At 72.8% G+C, this 16091-nt stretch carries 7 protein-coding genes; 3 read left to right on the forward strand and 4 right to left on the reverse strand.

Annotated features, from left to right (window positions below; genetic code table 11):
- Positions 1 to 7266 (reverse strand): hypothetical protein (locus D7318_RS13240; protein WP_147437678.1); only part of this gene is annotated, 7266 nt, incomplete at its 3' end.
- A 265-nt stretch (positions 7267 to 7531) separates the two neighbouring features.
- On the opposite strand from D7318_RS13240, the gene D7318_RS13245 reads away from it, so the two are divergent.
- The 3 genes from D7318_RS13245 to D7318_RS13255 are packed head-to-tail and all read left to right on the forward strand — an operon-like array spanning position 7532 to position 9301.
- Positions 7532 to 8497, forward strand: coding sequence for a hypothetical protein (locus D7318_RS13245; RefSeq protein ID WP_120697158.1), 966 nt, complete (start codon positions 7532 to 7534; stop codon positions 8495 to 8497).
- Positions 8498 to 8550: 53 nt separating this feature from the next.
- Positions 8551 to 8856: a hypothetical protein gene (locus D7318_RS13250; protein WP_120697159.1), complete on the forward strand. Its 306-nt coding sequence runs from the start codon at positions 8551 to 8553 to the stop codon at positions 8854 to 8856.
- 7 nt (positions 8857 to 8863) lie between these two features.
- Positions 8864 to 9301 carry a hypothetical protein gene (locus D7318_RS13255; protein WP_147437680.1) on the forward strand — a complete coding sequence of 146 codons (438 nt, stop codon included), beginning with the start codon at positions 8864 to 8866 and terminating at the stop codon, positions 9299 to 9301.
- A gap of 93 nt (positions 9302 to 9394) precedes the next feature.
- Here the strand turns inward: D7318_RS13255 and D7318_RS13260 are convergent, their stop codons facing one another.
- The 3 genes from D7318_RS13260 to D7318_RS13270 all read right to left on the reverse strand — a co-directional run bounded on the left by D7318_RS13260 (position 9395) and on the right by D7318_RS13270 (position 16055).
- Entirely contained in the window at positions 9395 to 14092 is a 4698-nt protein-coding gene (locus tag D7318_RS13260) for an FtsK/SpoIIIE domain-containing protein (RefSeq protein ID WP_120697161.1), read from the reverse strand.
- Between the two features lie 86 nt (positions 14093 to 14178).
- Positions 14179 to 15408 (reverse strand): hypothetical protein, encoded by a 1230-nt coding sequence (locus D7318_RS13265; RefSeq protein ID WP_120697162.1) that lies wholly within the window; start codon positions 15406 to 15408, stop codon positions 14179 to 14181.
- Positions 15405 to 16055 (reverse strand): sigma-70 family RNA polymerase sigma factor, encoded by a 651-nt coding sequence (locus tag D7318_RS13270; RefSeq protein ID WP_120697163.1) that lies wholly within the window; start codon positions 16053 to 16055, stop codon positions 15405 to 15407. Before D7318_RS13270 ends, D7318_RS13265 begins: the two co-directional genes overlap by 4 nt.
- Positions 16056 to 16091 lie beyond the last annotated feature (36 nt).

Below are 16091 nucleotides of genomic sequence, written 5' to 3' on the forward strand. Positions count from 1 at the left end.
GCCGTCGCGTCCGGTGGATTGCACGATCCGGTGGGTCTGGTCCCCTCCGCTGTCGAGCACCGTGCGTGCGGTGCCGTCGATGGTGACCAGGTGGGAGGTGTCGTTGACGCGGAGGACGTCGCTGCCTGCGACGGTGTTGCCGTGGACGTCCATGAGCCGGGGCGTGCCGTTGGCGGGGGCCCACCAGCGGTACGCGGACCGCAGGCCGCCCAGGGTGGGGTCGTTGCTGACCAGGTAGGTGGTGCCGTCCCTGACGACGAGGTGGTCGCCGCTGGCGAGGGGGGTGATGGTGCCGGGGACGGGGTTTTCCTCGGCGTCGACCAGGCGGAGGGGGTTGCCGGGGCCGGTGTCCAGGATCTGGAGGTCGCCGAGCGGTCCTCCGGTGAGTTGGGTGACGCGGTGGTGGAAGGTGTCGTCGAGGGCGTGCTCGGTGGTGTGGTTGCCGGATTGGATGGTGACGGTGTTGTCGTCGGACCACGCGCGGTCCGAGATGTCCTGGCCGCCCCGGTGGACGGTGGGGTGGCCGTCCGGGTCCAGGGGGTAGGCCCTGACGATGTCGCCGGGTGTGCCGTCGGGGTTCGGTGGCCGTACCGCGTCGTGGGTGTGCGCTCCCGTGCTGTTGACGACCTGGCGTCCGACGTTGTCCACCTCGATCAGGAACATGTCGTCGGCCAGGCGTTCGACGCGTGCGCCCTCGAAGGGGAGGCCGTTCGCGTCCACCACGTCCGGCAGGCCGCCGCCCGGCGGCAGGATCAGGGAGTAACCGGACAACGTGCCGTTCAGCGGCTCCATCGTCTCCATCGACGTCAGCGCGGGCCGGGCGGTCGCATAGGAGTTGTCCTGCGACCGCACGGTGTACCAGCCCTCGCCCAGCGGGGTGACGGTTGTCCCGGGTACGGGGTGGTCGCCGGGTCCGAGCAGCCTCGGCGCGTTGTCGCCGGAGTCGACGAAGCGGAAGCCCGCCAAGGATCCCGTGGTGATCTCCAGCGTGCGGATGGGGGCGGCGCCGTCCGCCCCTTCGGCCGTCTCGGAGCTGGTGCGCACGGTGACATAGGGCGCCGGGGTCATGGCGCCGTCCGCCCCAAGACGGTCGGTGCGGACCACGAACGGAGCGTGGTGGGTCTCGTCGAGGGGCAGCAGCGCCAGCTCGTTCGAGGCGTTCCCGTCACGTCCTGGCAGTGGCTCGACGTCGTAGTCGCTGAGCACTGCCCTGTTGAGGAGCACATGGCCGCGGCCGGGCACCTCGACCAGGAACTGGCCGTCCAGTTCCAGGGGGCGCACGGGCGCCCCGGGGAGCGGTGTCCCGTCGGGGCGGACCACGAAGGGCGTGTCGCTGCCGTGGGGGACGGCGAGGATGTTGCCGCCCAGGGGCCCGTCCGGGGTGCGGTGCGCGTAGCCGAGGAAGGTGCCGTCCGCCGCGAAGAAGGTGGCGACGGGGTAGTCGCCGTCCACGCGCAGGGCCGCGCCGTCCATCCAGAAGTCGTCGCTCGGGCCCGTGCGGTCGGTGCCGATGGGCAGGGCGACCAGGCGGTCCTGCGCGCCCGGCACCTGTACCACGGTGTGGGAGTGCCACATGTATGGCCCCAGCACGGCGCGTCCGACTCCGGGTGCGTCGATCATGTTCAGCTCGGTGCCGAACGGCCTGAGGGTCACGCCCGCCACCGGAGCGCCGGTCTCGATGTGGATGACCTGGGCCGTCACGGTGCCGTCGGGCAGCTCGGTCAGCTCGAAGCGGTATCCGGTGAACGAGTCACGGCCATCCCCAGGCCGCACGGTGGACTCCAATGTCCCGTCCAGGCGGTGGAACGTGGTCACCTCCGGGAGGGTGCGGATGACGGTGAGCCGTCCGTCGCTCTCCACGACGTTCGAGCCGGGCACGCTCCTCCCCCCCAAGCCGTTCTCGAAGTGGTTGTAGAGCGTCCCCCGGCCCGAGCCGCTCGTCGGCCAGGTGGCGATGCTGCCGGTGTCCCGGCCGGACAGGGGCGGCAGCTCGGCGTGGTTGCGGTAATCCCCGGAGCGGCTGTCGATGACCACCGGGTCACGGCCTGGGATGGTCACCAGGACGTCGGGGTAGCGGGGGTCGGCCCAGGCGTTCAGGTTCCGCACGTTGGCGCCGTTCACCGGACGCCCGTCGGCGGTGACGACCCAGGAGCCCGCGTCGTCGGCCTGGGTGGTCGAGCGCCATTCGTGGAGCTGGTGACCGGCGAGCCGCCCATCGGTCATGGTGAGCCGGACCCCGCGGTAGTTGCCCGCCCAGTCGAAGAACAGGGTGGCGTTCGCCGCGCGGCCACTGATCCCGGCCGCGTCGGCGACCAGGGTGAATTCCCGCCGTAGTTCGCCCCCCGGGGTGAGCACGAAGGGATCGTCCCCGCGCAGCGGCAGGGCGGCCCAGCCGAAATGGGTGTTGCCCCAGTGGAGCTTCACCGCGTCGTGGGTGTGGGTGTGGGTGTCCTGGGTGTTGACGATGCCTGGGCGCTGGCGGGGGGTGTTGACGAGGTAGCCGCCGTTGTCGAGCGGTTTGGCCGTGGCGTTGGGTACGGGGGTGCCGTCGGGGCCGATGACGTGGGCTGTTCCGTCGTGAGCGATGTCGAGGTGGTTGCCGGGGCCCAGGGGGCCGCCGGGGTGTCGGGTGCTGGAGTCGATCAGGGTGCCGTCGGGGCTGTGGACGGTGTACGCGCCGGGGGTGTGGACCACGACGCGGTTGCCGCCGAACGTCGAGTGGACGTCGTCGCTGTGGAGGCGGCCGTCGCCGCGGAGGACGGCGTGGGTGTCGGCGTGGCCGGTGGGTGGGGCGAGGAAGAGGCCGGAGGGGTGTCCTTGGTCGTCGAGCAGGTTGACGGTGGGGGTGAGGCGGCCGGTGTCGTCCACGATGTGGGGGGTGTGGTCGCCGATGCGGACGAAGGTGCCGCGGTCGCCGAGGGGGGCGAGGGTGATTCCGTCGCCGGAGCTGTCGTGGATGACGAGGGGGCTGTCGGGGCGGTTGTTGGTGGGGACGGCGATGAGGGGGGTGTGGTCGGGGCGGTGGATGAGCCAGCCGGTGTTGTCGGGGAGGCGGGTGACGTGGTCGTGGATGACGAGGGGGCTGTCGGGGCGGTTGTTGGTGGGGACGGCGATGAGGGGGGTGTGGTCGGGGCGGTGGATGAACCAGCCGGCGTTGTCGGGGAGGGGGGTGACGTGGGCCTGGGGGAGGAGGTTGCCGTCGTGGTCGGTGACGCGGGCGGTGTTGTCGCCGGTGATGGCGAGTGTGTGGTGTTCGTCGCCGGGGAGGCGGTGGAGGGTGGTGTGGTGGGTGCCGCGGGCGTCGTGGATGTGTGTGGTGGTGTCGGTGCGGTGGATGGCGAGGAGTCCCTCGTCGAGGAGCTCGACGTCGTGGGTGGGGGTGACGGTGTCGTTGAGGCGGATGAGTTGGGGTGACCGGTCGGCTACGAGGGAGATGGCGTGGCCGGCGAGGGGGCCGTCGCGGTGGATGTGGAGGTTGGCGAGGAAGCGGCCGTCGTGGTCGTGGAAGGTGGTGGTGATGCCGGTGCGGATGGCGATGGAACGCTCGGTGATGCGGATGTGGTCGGTGGCGACGGGCTGGCCGTCGCGGGTGAGGGTGGGGGCGCCGCCGCCGGGCGGGGTGGTGAGGGTGGTGCCGGTGGGGTGGCCGTCGGGGCCGAAGAGCCTGACGGGGTGTGGTAGTTCGGTCAGCTCGACATCGCTGTCGCCCATGCCGTGGCGGGCCGGGCCCGGGACACCCGAGCCGTCGGCGGCGTCGGATCCGGGGCTGCCGGGGCGGGTGGCGTCGATGGTGTAGCGGATGTCGGGGGCCATGAACACGGTGCGGCCGGTGTCGCCGGGAGGGAGCGGGACGTCGGACCGCCCCCTGTCGCCCAGCAGTTGGCGGCTCACCTCGACCTTGTCGACGTGGTCGAGCCTCATGAACTCGTCCGCGTCCACCTTGTCAAGGGCCGGCGCCGAGGGGCCGTCGGAACGGAACTGGCCGGTGGCGGGATCGTAGGCGGCGAACCGCTGCCCCGGGCCGAAGACGGCCACGAGGGCCGAGTCGCCGCCGGGCGGGATGTGGCGCACCACCCGGTCGGAGAGCCGCCCCAGGTCCGCGTCGCGCGGGAAGGGGTAGAACTGCCCGTCGGAGCGGGCCAGCGCGAGCACATCCGGCTCGCCGGGTCGCCCCGAGAGCCGCACCACCGTGTACGAGGACCGGCCGTCGCCCGTGACCAGGTGAACGGTGTCTCCCTGCCGCACCAGGTACTCGCCGGAGTCCAGCACGGTGACGGTCGCCCCGTCCACGACGCGGCCGTTCTGGTCCCGCAGCCCCAGCGCGCCGTCGCCCGGGTCCACGACGCGGAAGCCGGTCAACGGCCCGTCGTCGATCTCCATGGTGCGCGTGGTGAACGCATCGGAGCGCCCGTTCACCGCCTCGACGTGGCCGCCGCCAGGCCCGACCACGCCGGGGGTGCCGCTGACGGGAACGGCGGGCGTCGCCTGCGGCATGGCCGCCAGTGGCACGGTGCCCTGCTGGGCCGTGGGGAGGGGCGGCGGGGGCATGATGCTCTGCGCAGCGGGGGTGATGCCCTCCACCGAAACCAGGCCCGAGTTCGGGGCGCTGTCCGCCTCCCGCAGTGGCGGCGGGACGCTGTCGAACTCGGCACTGGCGCCGTCCGCGGCGCGGGGCGCGGGGGGTGGGACCGAGGCAGTGATGCCGTCGGCGGTGGCGCCAGGCCGACTGGTCAGCGAGTTGAGGGCGACCGGCGGGGGGCCGCCGAGGGCCGGGGTGGTGACCGTGGGGGGCGCGACGGCCTGCGCGGGCGGGGTGAGTCCGTTGGCGGCCAGCGCGAGCGGCGTCACCGGGGGCGCGGAGGCGACCTCTCCGGCGATGTCGTCGAACCCGTTGGTGAGGTTTCCGTTGGTGAGGTTGACGTCGACGTGGCTCGCCGGGCCGACGTCGAAGGAGGCGGGGCTGGAGAGGGTGATGTCGTCGGCGCGGGTGTGGACGCCGGGGCCGGTGTCGACGGGGGCGAGGGGGTTGACGTCGCCGAAGTGGCGTGCGCTGGCGCCGGTCTGGGCGACGTCGGGGGGGCTGAGGGAGAGTCCCTGGTCGGCGAAGTGGCTGTGGAGAGAGGGTGCGGCGGTGACGTCGAGGTCGAGGGCCGCTTCGCTCGGGGGGAGGCGGTTGACGGCGGCGGGGGTGGTGAGGGGGGTGCTGACGGGAGGGGTGAGGTGCGTGCTGACGGCGGTGATGCTGGTGGGCAGGACGTTGGCGTTGGCGTGTGGGACGGCGACGGTGTCGCCGAGGACGGGCATGTCCGCGGTGTTGAACGCGGGCAAGTGGGTGGCGCTGGTCCCCGTGGGGGAGATGCCGGAGGCGTTGGCGCCGATATCGGAGCGGAGGGGGGAGAACGCGCCCTGGTCGAGGTTGATGACGGCGTCGCCGCCGGCGGTGCCGGTGCCGTTGCCGACCAAGGTGTGGGTGGCCTGAGTGGGCGCGGGCGTCGGGGTGGGTGTGGGTGTGGGTGTGGGGGTGGCGACGTGGGCGGGAGCGCCGGTGGGGTTGGGGAGGTTGGTGGGGAGGTGGGCGAGGCCGTCGGTGGTGAACGCGTGCGCGGGATTGGGCACGGCCATCGAATTGCCCTGGTCGGCGAAGTGGAGGGAGAGGGGCTGGATGGGGCGGAGGTCGGCGAGGGAGTTGCCGGCGCCGGGGTCGGGGGCGGTGACCGGGTGGGAGGCGTTGTGGGTGCCGACGAAGCTGACGGGAGTGGTGGGCCGGGTGAGGGACAGGTCGGTGACGGAGGAGTGGGGGGAGGGGATGGGGGAGTGGATGGGTGCGGAGCGGGCGCCGTCTCCGATGAGGGGGACCACGGAGGTGTTGGCGGCGGTGAAGCGGCTGAGGGACAGGTCGGTGACGGAGGAGTTGGGGGAGGGAACGGGCGAGGTGCTGACGGGGGTGCCGGCGGCGGGGGTGATGGTGAAGGGGGTGTTATGGAGGCGCATGCCGTCGACGCCGAGAGTGATGACGGGGGCATGGGAGATGTCGTTCCAGAAGTGCATGCCGCCGAAGAACTGGGCGTAGTGGCCCGCGCCCGGTTGGTAGCGGGCCATGAGGGCGACGTTGACCTGGGGGCGGCCCATGGGGTCGAAGCCGCTGATGGTGCGGATGTCGATGAGCTGGTTGCCGTGGAGGAAGGCGCCGGTGCGGTACTGGCCGAGGACGCCGCGGTTCCACAGGCTGATGCGGAAGGCGTTGCCGATGCCGCCGCCCATCTCGGCGGCGTTGACGGGGAGGAAGAGGGCCAGCGCGCCGCGTCCGGTGAAGTGGGCGGCGAAGTATCCGGCGAAGCCGTTCTTCCCGCCCATGCCGATGAAGATGGGGTTGTCGGCCCAGGCGCCGCCGGTGCGGGCGTGGAGGTAGCCGTCCTTGATGGTGTTGAAGATCTTCGGGACGGTGACGACGACGAAGTTCCTGAAGCCCGTCCAGGTGGCGTCGCCGACGTTGCGCATCAGCTGGGTGACGCTCCCGCCGCTCTTGGTCCAGGCGCCGGTGATGCGGGTGTTGGCGCCGCGGATGATGCCGCCGATGTTGATGCCCCGGGTGGTGGGGATGATCATGCCGAAGATGGCGAGCATGAGGTCGGTGATATTGCCCCGGCCCGAGGTGAAGTCGATGATGCTCTTGACCAGGAGGACGGCGCTGAGGGCGATCAGGAGCAGGGCGGTGGGGCCGCCGAAGATGATGGCGGGAAGGATGAGGCCGATCACGAAGTAGGTGAGGAACTTCCAGAACTCCTCGCAGGGGTCGATCATCGAGGAGATGCCGGAGGTGGCGGCGGAGACGACGCCGGCGGCGGTGGCGGCGGCTTCGTCGAGGGCGTCACCGGCGTTGCGCGCGATGGTCCGGTAGTTCTCGACGTCGGGGTCGTCCTCGTCCAGGCCCGCCGCGGCGCTCAGGGCGTTGTCGGCGATCTCCTGCTGCTCGATCATGACGAGGCGATAGGCCGACAGGGCGCTGTGGACATCACTGTGGGATTCGTGGAAGCTCTGGACGAAGTTGCGGACGCGTCTGTCCATCTTGTCGCGCAGGGCGTCGGCGGTTTCCCCGATGAAGTACTCGCTGTTCTCCTCCATCAGCGCGTCGAGGTCGCGATCGATCTCCTCGGCGAGGTCGACGATCTGTCCCTGGGCATCGAGGAGTTCCTTGAGCCGGTCGGGGTCTCCCGGAGTCGGGTCGCTGCTGAGGCCGAGCGCGCTCCAGTCCGGAGGACGAGGCATGACCGGCTTCCCTTCTCTCGGCGACACGGCGACACGGCGACCACCGCACGACGTGCTCGCCTTCTTCGCCCTTGCACATCCACGGCGCCGCGAGGGGACCGCCCGCGGCCAGCTGCGGGCGGCCCCTCGCACCTTCTACGCGCGAGAAGGCCGGGGGGTTCACCAGATCCACGCGGGGGCTGAACCTTCCGCGGGGCTGGTGCGTGGAGGGGGTGAGGGCGTGCCCCGCGGGGCCGCGAACGCAACCGGCAAGGAAGGAGGCGCCATGCCCGATTTCGCCATGGACTACGACAAGCTCTACGCCATGCAGCGAGGGCTGCACGGCTTGGCCGAGCGGGCCGAAACCGCGGGCGGTCTCGGTGCGTGGGAGGAGATCGGCGAAGGCACCGCCACCTCCAACGAGTCGATCTTCGGCAACTACCAACTCGCCTACGAGTTCCAGCTGTTCTACGGGAAGTCGAAGGTGCGGATCGACGAGGGCAAGGAGAAGCTCGAGAGCTTCGGCGACATGTTCGGCGGCGTCGCCGACGCGCTGCTCCAGCAGGACGCCATGGTCGCCGGGCAGTTCACGACCATGGCGGGCCAGACGATCTTCGACCGGTGGCTCTCGGAGCACGAGGCGGTCGAGGACTGGGACCGGCGGAACGAGGAGTGGAACAACTACATCGAGGAGATCGGGGCCGCCGAGTACTTCGAGGAGCACCCGGACGCGAACGTCTGGGAGGTCTGTTCCGCGGAGGACGCCCCCGAGTGGTGCAAGACGTGGGAGGGCGACTACGGCGACCGTCCCGTGCAGCCGGGTGAGCGGCCGGACGAGCCGCCGGAGCACCCGCCGAGCCGCATGGAGATCACCGATGACGACGGCGGCAAGATCGAGTTCACGGTGCAGTACGACGAGGACTACAACATCCTCCAGGAGAAGAGCACCGTCACGACAGCCAACGGCGACACCGTCACCACCACCGTCGACTACGACGGACCGCCAAGTCCGAGCGACCCCGACAACCCGGACAACTCCGTCGACACCCGCGACTACACGGTGACCACCGTCGCCCCGGACGGCAGCAAGTCCACGGTCGAGGTGGAGATCAGCGACGACGGCCAGACCCGGACGGAGACCAACACCACCTGGGACGAGGACGGCGACGAGGAGGTCGAGGTCACGGAGTTCGTGCGTTCCGACGCCGAGGACGAGATCTGGAAGGAGGTGGAGGACGACGACGACGACTGATCCGCCGCACCCCACCACCGCACCGGAACGCATCACCACAGGAGTGAGCTCTCATGCCCAACATCAGCATCACCTTCGATGACGTCGACGCGGCGGCCGCGGCGATGGACAACTCCAGGACCGAGGTCATCGAGCCGGCGGTGGACGCCGCCAAGCTGGCGATCGACGAAACCCTTGGCCGGGATCTCGTCCTCCAGGATACCGAGGCGGCGATCACCGACCAGTACAACATCCTCCACGGCCAGCTCGTCGACCTCGCCCTTGCGATCAAGAGCTTCGCCGATCAGTTCCTCAACATCAAGGACGGCATGATCAAGTTCGACCAGCAGTACGCGGAGCTCATCCGCAACCCGAAGTGAGGTCGGCATGCCAGATATTTCCGCCGATTACGCCGGGATCGTGGATGCCGCGGGCAAGCTCAGCACGACGTGCAACATCATCGTGCCCGAGATCTACAGCCTCATGGGCACGGTCGGCACGCTCCTCGACGAGGGCCTCTACCTGGAGCAGGCGAGCCCCGCGCTGAAGACCGCCTACGAGGAGTTCAGCAAGTCCATGCAGGCGGCGGCCGCCGGCCTCCAGAACTGGGCCAACCTCCTCACCGCCATCAAGGATGCCTTCGAGAACAACGACGCGGAGCTGTTCGCCATCACCCTCTCCGCCATCGACGGCGAGGGTGGCTTCGAGGTGACCGCGAACGAGGTGACGACCACGCCCGGCGAGGTGCCCAAGTGGGACAGCCAGCACGAGCTGAACGGCACGCCCGTCGACTGGAACGAGGATCGCACCCGGCTCGAACCCTGACCCCGCGGGACGCCGGAGGGCTGCGGGACGCCGGAGGGCCCGGGACCGGCTCTCCGGTCCCGGGCCCTCCGTTTCCGCGCCCCACGCGGGGAGTCACGTGAGCACGGTCAGCGGCACCTGGACCGCCAGCAGACGACCCGAGGTGTCCGCGGTCCAGGCCCGTCCCGGAGTGGTGGCCGGGCGCACGTGCTCCGGCATCAGCCTGGCGCCGATGAGCTCGCCCTCGTTGAGGTTCTTCGGGCCCAGCAGCAGCCCGCGCCGCCCGCGGCGCGCGACGCCGATCCAGCCCATCGTGGTCATGCCGTCCGCGGGCCCGGCCAGCAGCAGCCCGAGGCCCCGGTCGCGCCCGGCCGAGCCGACCTTGCGCAGCTGCGGGTCCAGCTTGCTGTTGACCAGCAGCTCGGCGTCGTCCACGACCACCACGGCGGGCTTGTCGCCCACGGCCGCCAGCGCCTCCTCCAGCATCGCCGCGCTCGGCTCGGGATCGTCGATCACGTGGGCCAGGCCGTGCGCGGACAGCCGCCGCAGCGGCGAATCCCTCGGGGTGACCACCACGAGCGCGGTGCCGCCCATCACCAGCGAGACGCACATCGCCGCGAGCGCCGTCGACCGTCCGCTGTGCGGCGGCCCGGCGACGAGGAACGAGCCTGAGCCGTCGGCGAAGTCGTAGCCGAGCACTTCGCCGTCGTCGCCGCCGACGCCGAGCAGCGCCCACAGCGGCCTGCGCTGCTCGTCGGCGATCCGGTCGGCGGCCTCCTGGAAGCCGACGACCTCGGGCAGTGGGGCCACGGTGAACGGCCGCGCCTCGTCGGCCACCCCGCCGTCCCTGGCCGTCGTCTGCCGCCCGATGGCGCGCAGCGCGTCCGCCTGGTCCCCGCCCTTGGCCAGCGCGGACAGCGGCAGCGTGAGGATCTGCCCCTCCACGCCGCCGGGGGTGGACCAGCCGCGCCCTGGCGGCACGTTCTCCGGTACGTTCCTGCGGTTGACGCCGACGATGGCGAAGTCCATCCGGTCCGTCTGGCGCAGCAGGATCCGCCGGTCGTTGTGCTGCCCGGCCCGGCCGCTGAGCAGCATCCGCTCGGATGTGGCGATCACATGCATGCCCGCCGTGACGCCCTCCCGCAGCAGCCGCAGCAGGTCGTCGGTGCTCCGCCCGCCGTCCTGCTTCTCCAGCATGGACACCAGGGCGTCCCAGCCGTCGATCAGGATCAGCAGGTGCGCGGGGCGTTCCGGCCTGGGCAGCTTGGCCCGCAGCTCGGTCAGGGAGTTGACGTCGTGCCGGGCGAGCAGCGCCTGGCGGTCGGTCAGCTCCTCCAGCAGCCGCCGCACCAGCCGGGCCAGGCGCTCCCCGTCGTGCCGGTGCACCACCGCGCCGCAGTGCGGCAGCGCCTCCAGGGCCGAAAGGCCGCCGCCGGCCGCGTCGATGCCGTAGATGTGCAGCTGGTCGGTCGTCACATGCAGGGCGGCCGAGCCCGCGATGGTGCGCAGCGTCTGGGTGCGGCCCGAGCGCGGCGCGCCGATCACATAGAGGTGGCCGAACGACTCGAAGACGACATGCCCGAGCCGCTGGTCCTGGTGGGCGGGCAGGTCGAAGAAGACATACGGCACCGGCTCGAGCCTCAGGGCGCCGGGGCGCGGGTCGCCGTCCGGGGCCGTCAGCGATATCGCCTCGGGCAGCGGCGGCAGCCAGGGGCGCGGCTGCGGTGCGAAGTCCTCCAGGGCGGAGACCGCCGCCCGCACGGCGTTGACCAGCGCGGTCAGGTCCGTGGGCGGATCGGTCGCCGCCTCGTCCCCTTCCCCGCCGTCCTTCTCCCCCTCGGCCGCCTCCTCGGCCTCCTCGGCCTCCGGCTGGGCGCCCTCGTGGATGACCCGGGGCGGCGGCAGCGGGTGGCCCAGCCGTTCCAGGCTCAGCTCGGCGCCGCGCACCGTGCGGGGCACCAGCTGGGCGGCGGGCGCCGCACCGTCGTCGGCGGGGCGCTCGGCGCCGACCCAGGCGGTCTGGAACGGCATGGGCGGCCCGTCGCCCCGCCTGACCAGGGCCCGGCCCGGGGTCGAGGGCGAGATCGCCGCCGCGGTGGGCGCGTTGATGATGTCCGTGCTCTCCGTGCGGTCGGTGACCCGGAGCGCGATGCGGAGGTTGGTGTTGGCGCGGATCTCGTTGGAGACCGCGCCCGCCGGACGCTGCGTGGCGAGCAGCAGGTGCAGGCCCAGCGAACGGCCGCGCTGTGCCAGGCTGATCAACCCGGGCACGAACTCCACCAGCTCGCGGACCAGCGTGGCGAACTCGTCGATGACCAGCAGCAGCCGGGGCAGCGGCGGCAGCTCGGGCTCCCGCGCGCGCTTGGCCCGGTACTCGCGGTGGTCCTTGACCCCCACGTCGGCCAGCAGCTGCTCGCGGCGGCGCAGCTCGGCGTCGAGCGACGCCAGCGCGCGCTGCACCAGATGGCCGTCCAGGTCGGTGATCATCCCCAGCGTGTGGGGGAGTTCGGCGCACTCGCGGAACGCGCTGCCGCCCTTGTAGTCGATGAGCACGAACGTCAGCTCGTCCGGCCTGTTCAACGCCGCGAGCGAGGCGATGATGGTCTGGAGCAGCTCGGACTTGCCCGATCCCGTGGTGCCGCCGATCAGGCCGTGCGGCCCGTCGGCCACCAGGTCGAGCGCGGCGGTGCCCTCGTAGCCCGCGCCCACCGGGAACGCGGTGCTCGCGGGCAGCCGCTCCCAGCGGCGCGCCAGGGCCGCGGGGTCGGGGGGCTCCTGGCCCAGCAGCGGCAGCAGCCGCACCTCGGCGGGCATCCCGGCGTCGGACTCCACGGTGACGTCGCGCAGCGGGGCCAGGGCGCGGGCGGCCTGCTCGCACCACGCGGGATCCACCTGGTCGGCGCGGATGCCGGAGACCGTGGGGGCGCCCGAGACGCGCATCGTCAGCCGGTTCCCCGTGGCGGTGACGACGGCGTTGCACTCCTCGGGCAGCAGGTGCTCGCGCTCGTCGAGGCAGAGGCTGTAGATCCGCATCGGCGGGCCCTGGGCCAGGATGCTGACCACGCCGGGCACGTCGCGCAGCCGGTAGGCGCCGTCCAGGATCACCAGGATGTCCGGCTCGCCGGGGGCGACGGCGTTCCCCGTGTTGTGCCCGGCGCCGGCGGCCCGCGCCTGGACGTCCGCGTACAGCTCGCTGACCCGCCTCGCGGTGGAGTCGGGGTCGGTGCCGATGGACACCAGCGGGGCGCCCGCGGCGCCGGGGCGGGCGGGGCGCAGATGGGTCAGCCAGCGGGCCCACGCCCACTCGGCGACGTGCTCCTCGTCGGTGAGGATGACGACGCGCAGGTCGCGGGGGCTGTGCAGGACGGCGGCCTGGGCGACGGCCCAACGGGCCACGGCGCGCGCGGTCCTGTCGGTGCCGGTGAGTCCGATCACGCCGAACATGGGCAGCTCGACGCCGATGGGCACGTCGGCGAGCCGCCAGTGGACGGTGCGGTGGTTGCTCTCCCGCGCCCCGTCGGTGATGCGCTTGAGCGAGGCGCGGGTCACCGTGCCCAGGCGCAGGGACAGGTAGTCGCCGTGGTGGCGGCGGCGTTCCCACAGCTGGTGGCCGGGGCCCGTGGCGGTGAGCAGCACGGCCGCGGGATCGGGGGACGCGGTGTTGCGCTGGTGGCGCTCGTCCACGGTGGCGCGGCGCATCTCCCGCTCCAGGGCGGCGCGGCGCAGCCGGAAGCGGCGCACCTTCTCCGCGTGCTGCTTGCGGTTGCTGCGGCGGCCCATCAGCCAGTTGGCCACGGCCATCAGCGGGGTGAAGGCGATGAGGATGATGAAGAAGAAGGACCGGAAGAGCGTCATCATGGCCAGGCCCATGATCATCGGCGAGATCATCAGGAGGAACGGGAAAGGGCGGGGGCCCGGGGGTCCCGGGGGCCCCGGCAGGTTGAGGTCCTCGGCGTCCAGGTGCGGCAGGATGCGCGGCGGGCGGCTGTACTCCAGGGTGTGCCCGTCGCCCGACGGCTTGACGGCGGCGTCCGCCTCGAAACGGGGCCCGAGCCGCAGCAGATGGTCGCCAAGGGCCAGGTCGGCGAACTCCGGCCAGTGCCACGAGCCGTCGTCGGGCGGCGGCCGGTGGCCCGGCGGCGGCAGCGGCGGGCGCAGCGGCAGCCCGTCCTCGCCCGCGGGCGGTGGCTCCGCGCTGTGCCCGCCGGGGCCGCCGTCCCTGGGGCCCGCGGGCTCCTCGTCGGTGAGCGGCGTGCCGGTCTCGGGGTCCACCGGCGGGGGAGGGGTGAGGCTGCGCAGGCCGCACCACCGCCGGTCGGCGTCCTCGGGCAGCCGGAAGCTGGCCGAGCCGTCCGTGTGCACCGTGATCCAGGTGCCGGATTCGGGCGTCCAGGTCTCCTCGGCCGCCTCCACGGGCGCGCCGGGGTCGTCGGGGTCGGGCACCGCCAGGCGTATCGCGCAGCGGCGGTCGGTGCCGACCTCGTAGCTGCCGGGACCCAGCAGCCACACCTGTCCGGCGTTCGGCCCTGAGACGTGCCGCAGTTCGAGCAGCACCGGGTCGGAGTCCGGGGGGCGCCAGGCGTGGGCGGCGTCATCGGTGAGCGGGGCGGGGGCGCCGAGGCCGAGCAGCGCGCCGTCGCGGACGCCGCAGGCGCCGAGCGGCGTCCCTGAGTCGAGCGGCCGTTCGCCGAGATAGAGGCGAGGGGTGGCCAGCGCGGCGGCGAGCTCGCCGACCGTGGCGTCGCCCGGCAGGTCGAGCAGGTGGTCCGTGTGCCGCCCCTGGGGGTCGGCGGTGGTCACGGTGAGCTTCACGGGCAGTCCAACGGTGAGTCCAACGGGGGGTCCGACGGGCAGTCGGAGGCGAGGCGTCGGGAGACCAGGGGTCGGGAGAGCAGGGGTCAGGAACGCACCGGGTGGGCGGAGGGGGCGGGGGCCGGCCGGGTCTCCTCCTCCGCGGCGGCGGGCGCCTCGGCCTCCTCCTCGAACTCGTCCTCCCGCTCGGGGGCCGGGGGCCGGGGAGCGGCGGCCGCGGGGGCGGTCGGCAGCTCCTCGGTCTCCTCGTCGGCCCCCTCCTCCTCGTCCAGCTCGGCGAACGCGCGGACCGAGCTGATCGCGTCGTCCCCGCCGGGCCCTGGCGGCAGCACGGGCGGGATCGAGGGGAGCACCCTGGCGAGGGCGCGGCTGAGGGCGTTGCCCTCGGTGATCAACGGCGTGCCCACCACGGAGACCTGCCCCGACCTGCCGGTCAGCAGGGTCCGCGCATAGCCGCGGCCCTCGCCGAGCAGCAGCAGCCTCAGCTCGGGGAACTCCTCGGGCGGCGCGGTCAGTTCGGGCGGCAGCGGGGAGGGCAGCTCGGCGCACACCAGCACGGGGGCGAGCCCGGCCCTCGGCCTGAGCTGGTCGGCCGCCCGGTGCGCGGCGCGGATCGGGAGCCCGTCGAACGCCCGGTGCACGCCCTCCGCCACGACCACCATGCCCTCGGGCAGCCGGGCGTCCAGCTGGGCCGCCACGGACTGGTGCAGCGCCACGCCGGAACGCCGTTCGCCCTCCACGCAGACCATCGGCGGGCCCGCCGCCAGGTCGAGGAACGCGCACTGCCCCTCGACCTCGCCGACCGCCACCAGCACCGGGAGCGCCAGGTCGGGCACCGGCACCACGGGCGGCAGGTCGGCGCGGTCCGCGCTCCAGTGGTCGGGGCCTTCGCCCTCGGCGATCCACCAGGGCTCGCGCTCGGGGGCCTCCAGGTCGGGCCCGGTGACCAGCACGGTCACCGTCCGCTCGGCGACCAGCACGGCGTAGGGCCTCGGCCCGCCGGGCCCCGCGGCCTCCCGGGCGGCGGCCACGGCCCGTTCGGCGTCGCGCCAGGTCGCGGGCGCCCGCAGGCCGTGCACCAGGACGCGCAGCGAACGCCGGTGGCGCGTCCACGCCTTCACCGGAGCGGCGAAGGCGTGCGCGGTGATCGCGCACTCGCGGCGCAGGCGCGCCCATGCGGCACTCCAGCCGCCGAGCCGCATGGCCACGGCCCTGATCAGCAGGAAGACCACGAGCAGCACGGCGAGGAAGCCGAGCACGCGGAAGATGGTGTCCCGATGGCGGTCGAGGAACTCGAAGGGGTCGGTGGTCCTCATGCTCCGGCGAACTCCCGTCGCAGCGCGGTCAGGGCGTAGTGCAACCGCGACTTGACGGTGCCCTGGGGTATGCCCATGATACGCGCGGTGTCGGCCCTCGACCGATCGCGCAGGTGCACATGGACGAGGACGTCGCGGTGCCAGGGACCGAGGCGGGCCAACGACCTGGTGACGGCCACGCGGTTGACGGCGGCCTCGGCCACGTCGGCGTCATCGGCGGCCCGTTGGAGCAGGTCGGGGGGCGTGATCCCCACGGGGACGCTGCGGTCGCGGCGGTGGGCGTCGACGGCGAGGTTGCGGGCCACGATGTGCAGCCAGGCGGCGAGATGGTCGTCGTCATGCCGGAACCCGCTGCCCTCCCCGGCGAATTCGTCGGCGGCGAGCCAGGCGCGCAGCATCGTCTCCTGCACGATGTCCTCGGCGCGGTGCGAGTCACCCGCCGTCAGCCGGTTCACATAGCGCAGCAACCGGTCCCGGTGCCGCTCGGCCGCCGGAAGCTGCGGCCCGGCGGAGGGCGCGGCCCGGGCGACCGGTGCCGGCGGGGCGGCCGCCGCCCGCTGCGGGGGCGGCGGCGGTGGTGCGGCGAGAGGGGGGCCGGGCGTGCCGACCCGCCGGGCAACGTGGTGAGGCGAGTGAGCCAGAGTCATCGCATGTGCTCCAACGGCGCGTTGCGGGGGGCACTC

It is taken from the genome of Streptomyces radicis (assembly GCF_003626575.1).
GTDB classification, from domain to species: Bacteria; Actinomycetota; Actinomycetes; order Streptomycetales; family Streptomycetaceae; genus Streptomyces; species Streptomyces radicis.

Coding starts and splice junctions, on each gene's coding strand:
- D7318_RS13255 (WP_147437680.1), top strand. CDS start 8,864: ATGCCAGATATTTCCGCCGATTACGCCGGGATCGTGGATGCCGCGGGC.
- D7318_RS13265 (WP_120697162.1), bottom strand. CDS start 15,408: ATGAGGACCACCGACCCCTTCGAGTTCCTCGACCGCCATCGGGACACC.
- D7318_RS13270 (WP_120697163.1), bottom strand. CDS start 16,055: ATGACTCTGGCTCACTCGCCTCACCACGTTGCCCGGCGGGTCGGCACG.
- D7318_RS13245 (WP_120697158.1), top strand. CDS start 7,532: ATGCCCGATTTCGCCATGGACTACGACAAGCTCTACGCCATGCAGCGA.
- D7318_RS13250 (WP_120697159.1), top strand. CDS start 8,551: ATGCCCAACATCAGCATCACCTTCGATGACGTCGACGCGGCGGCCGCG.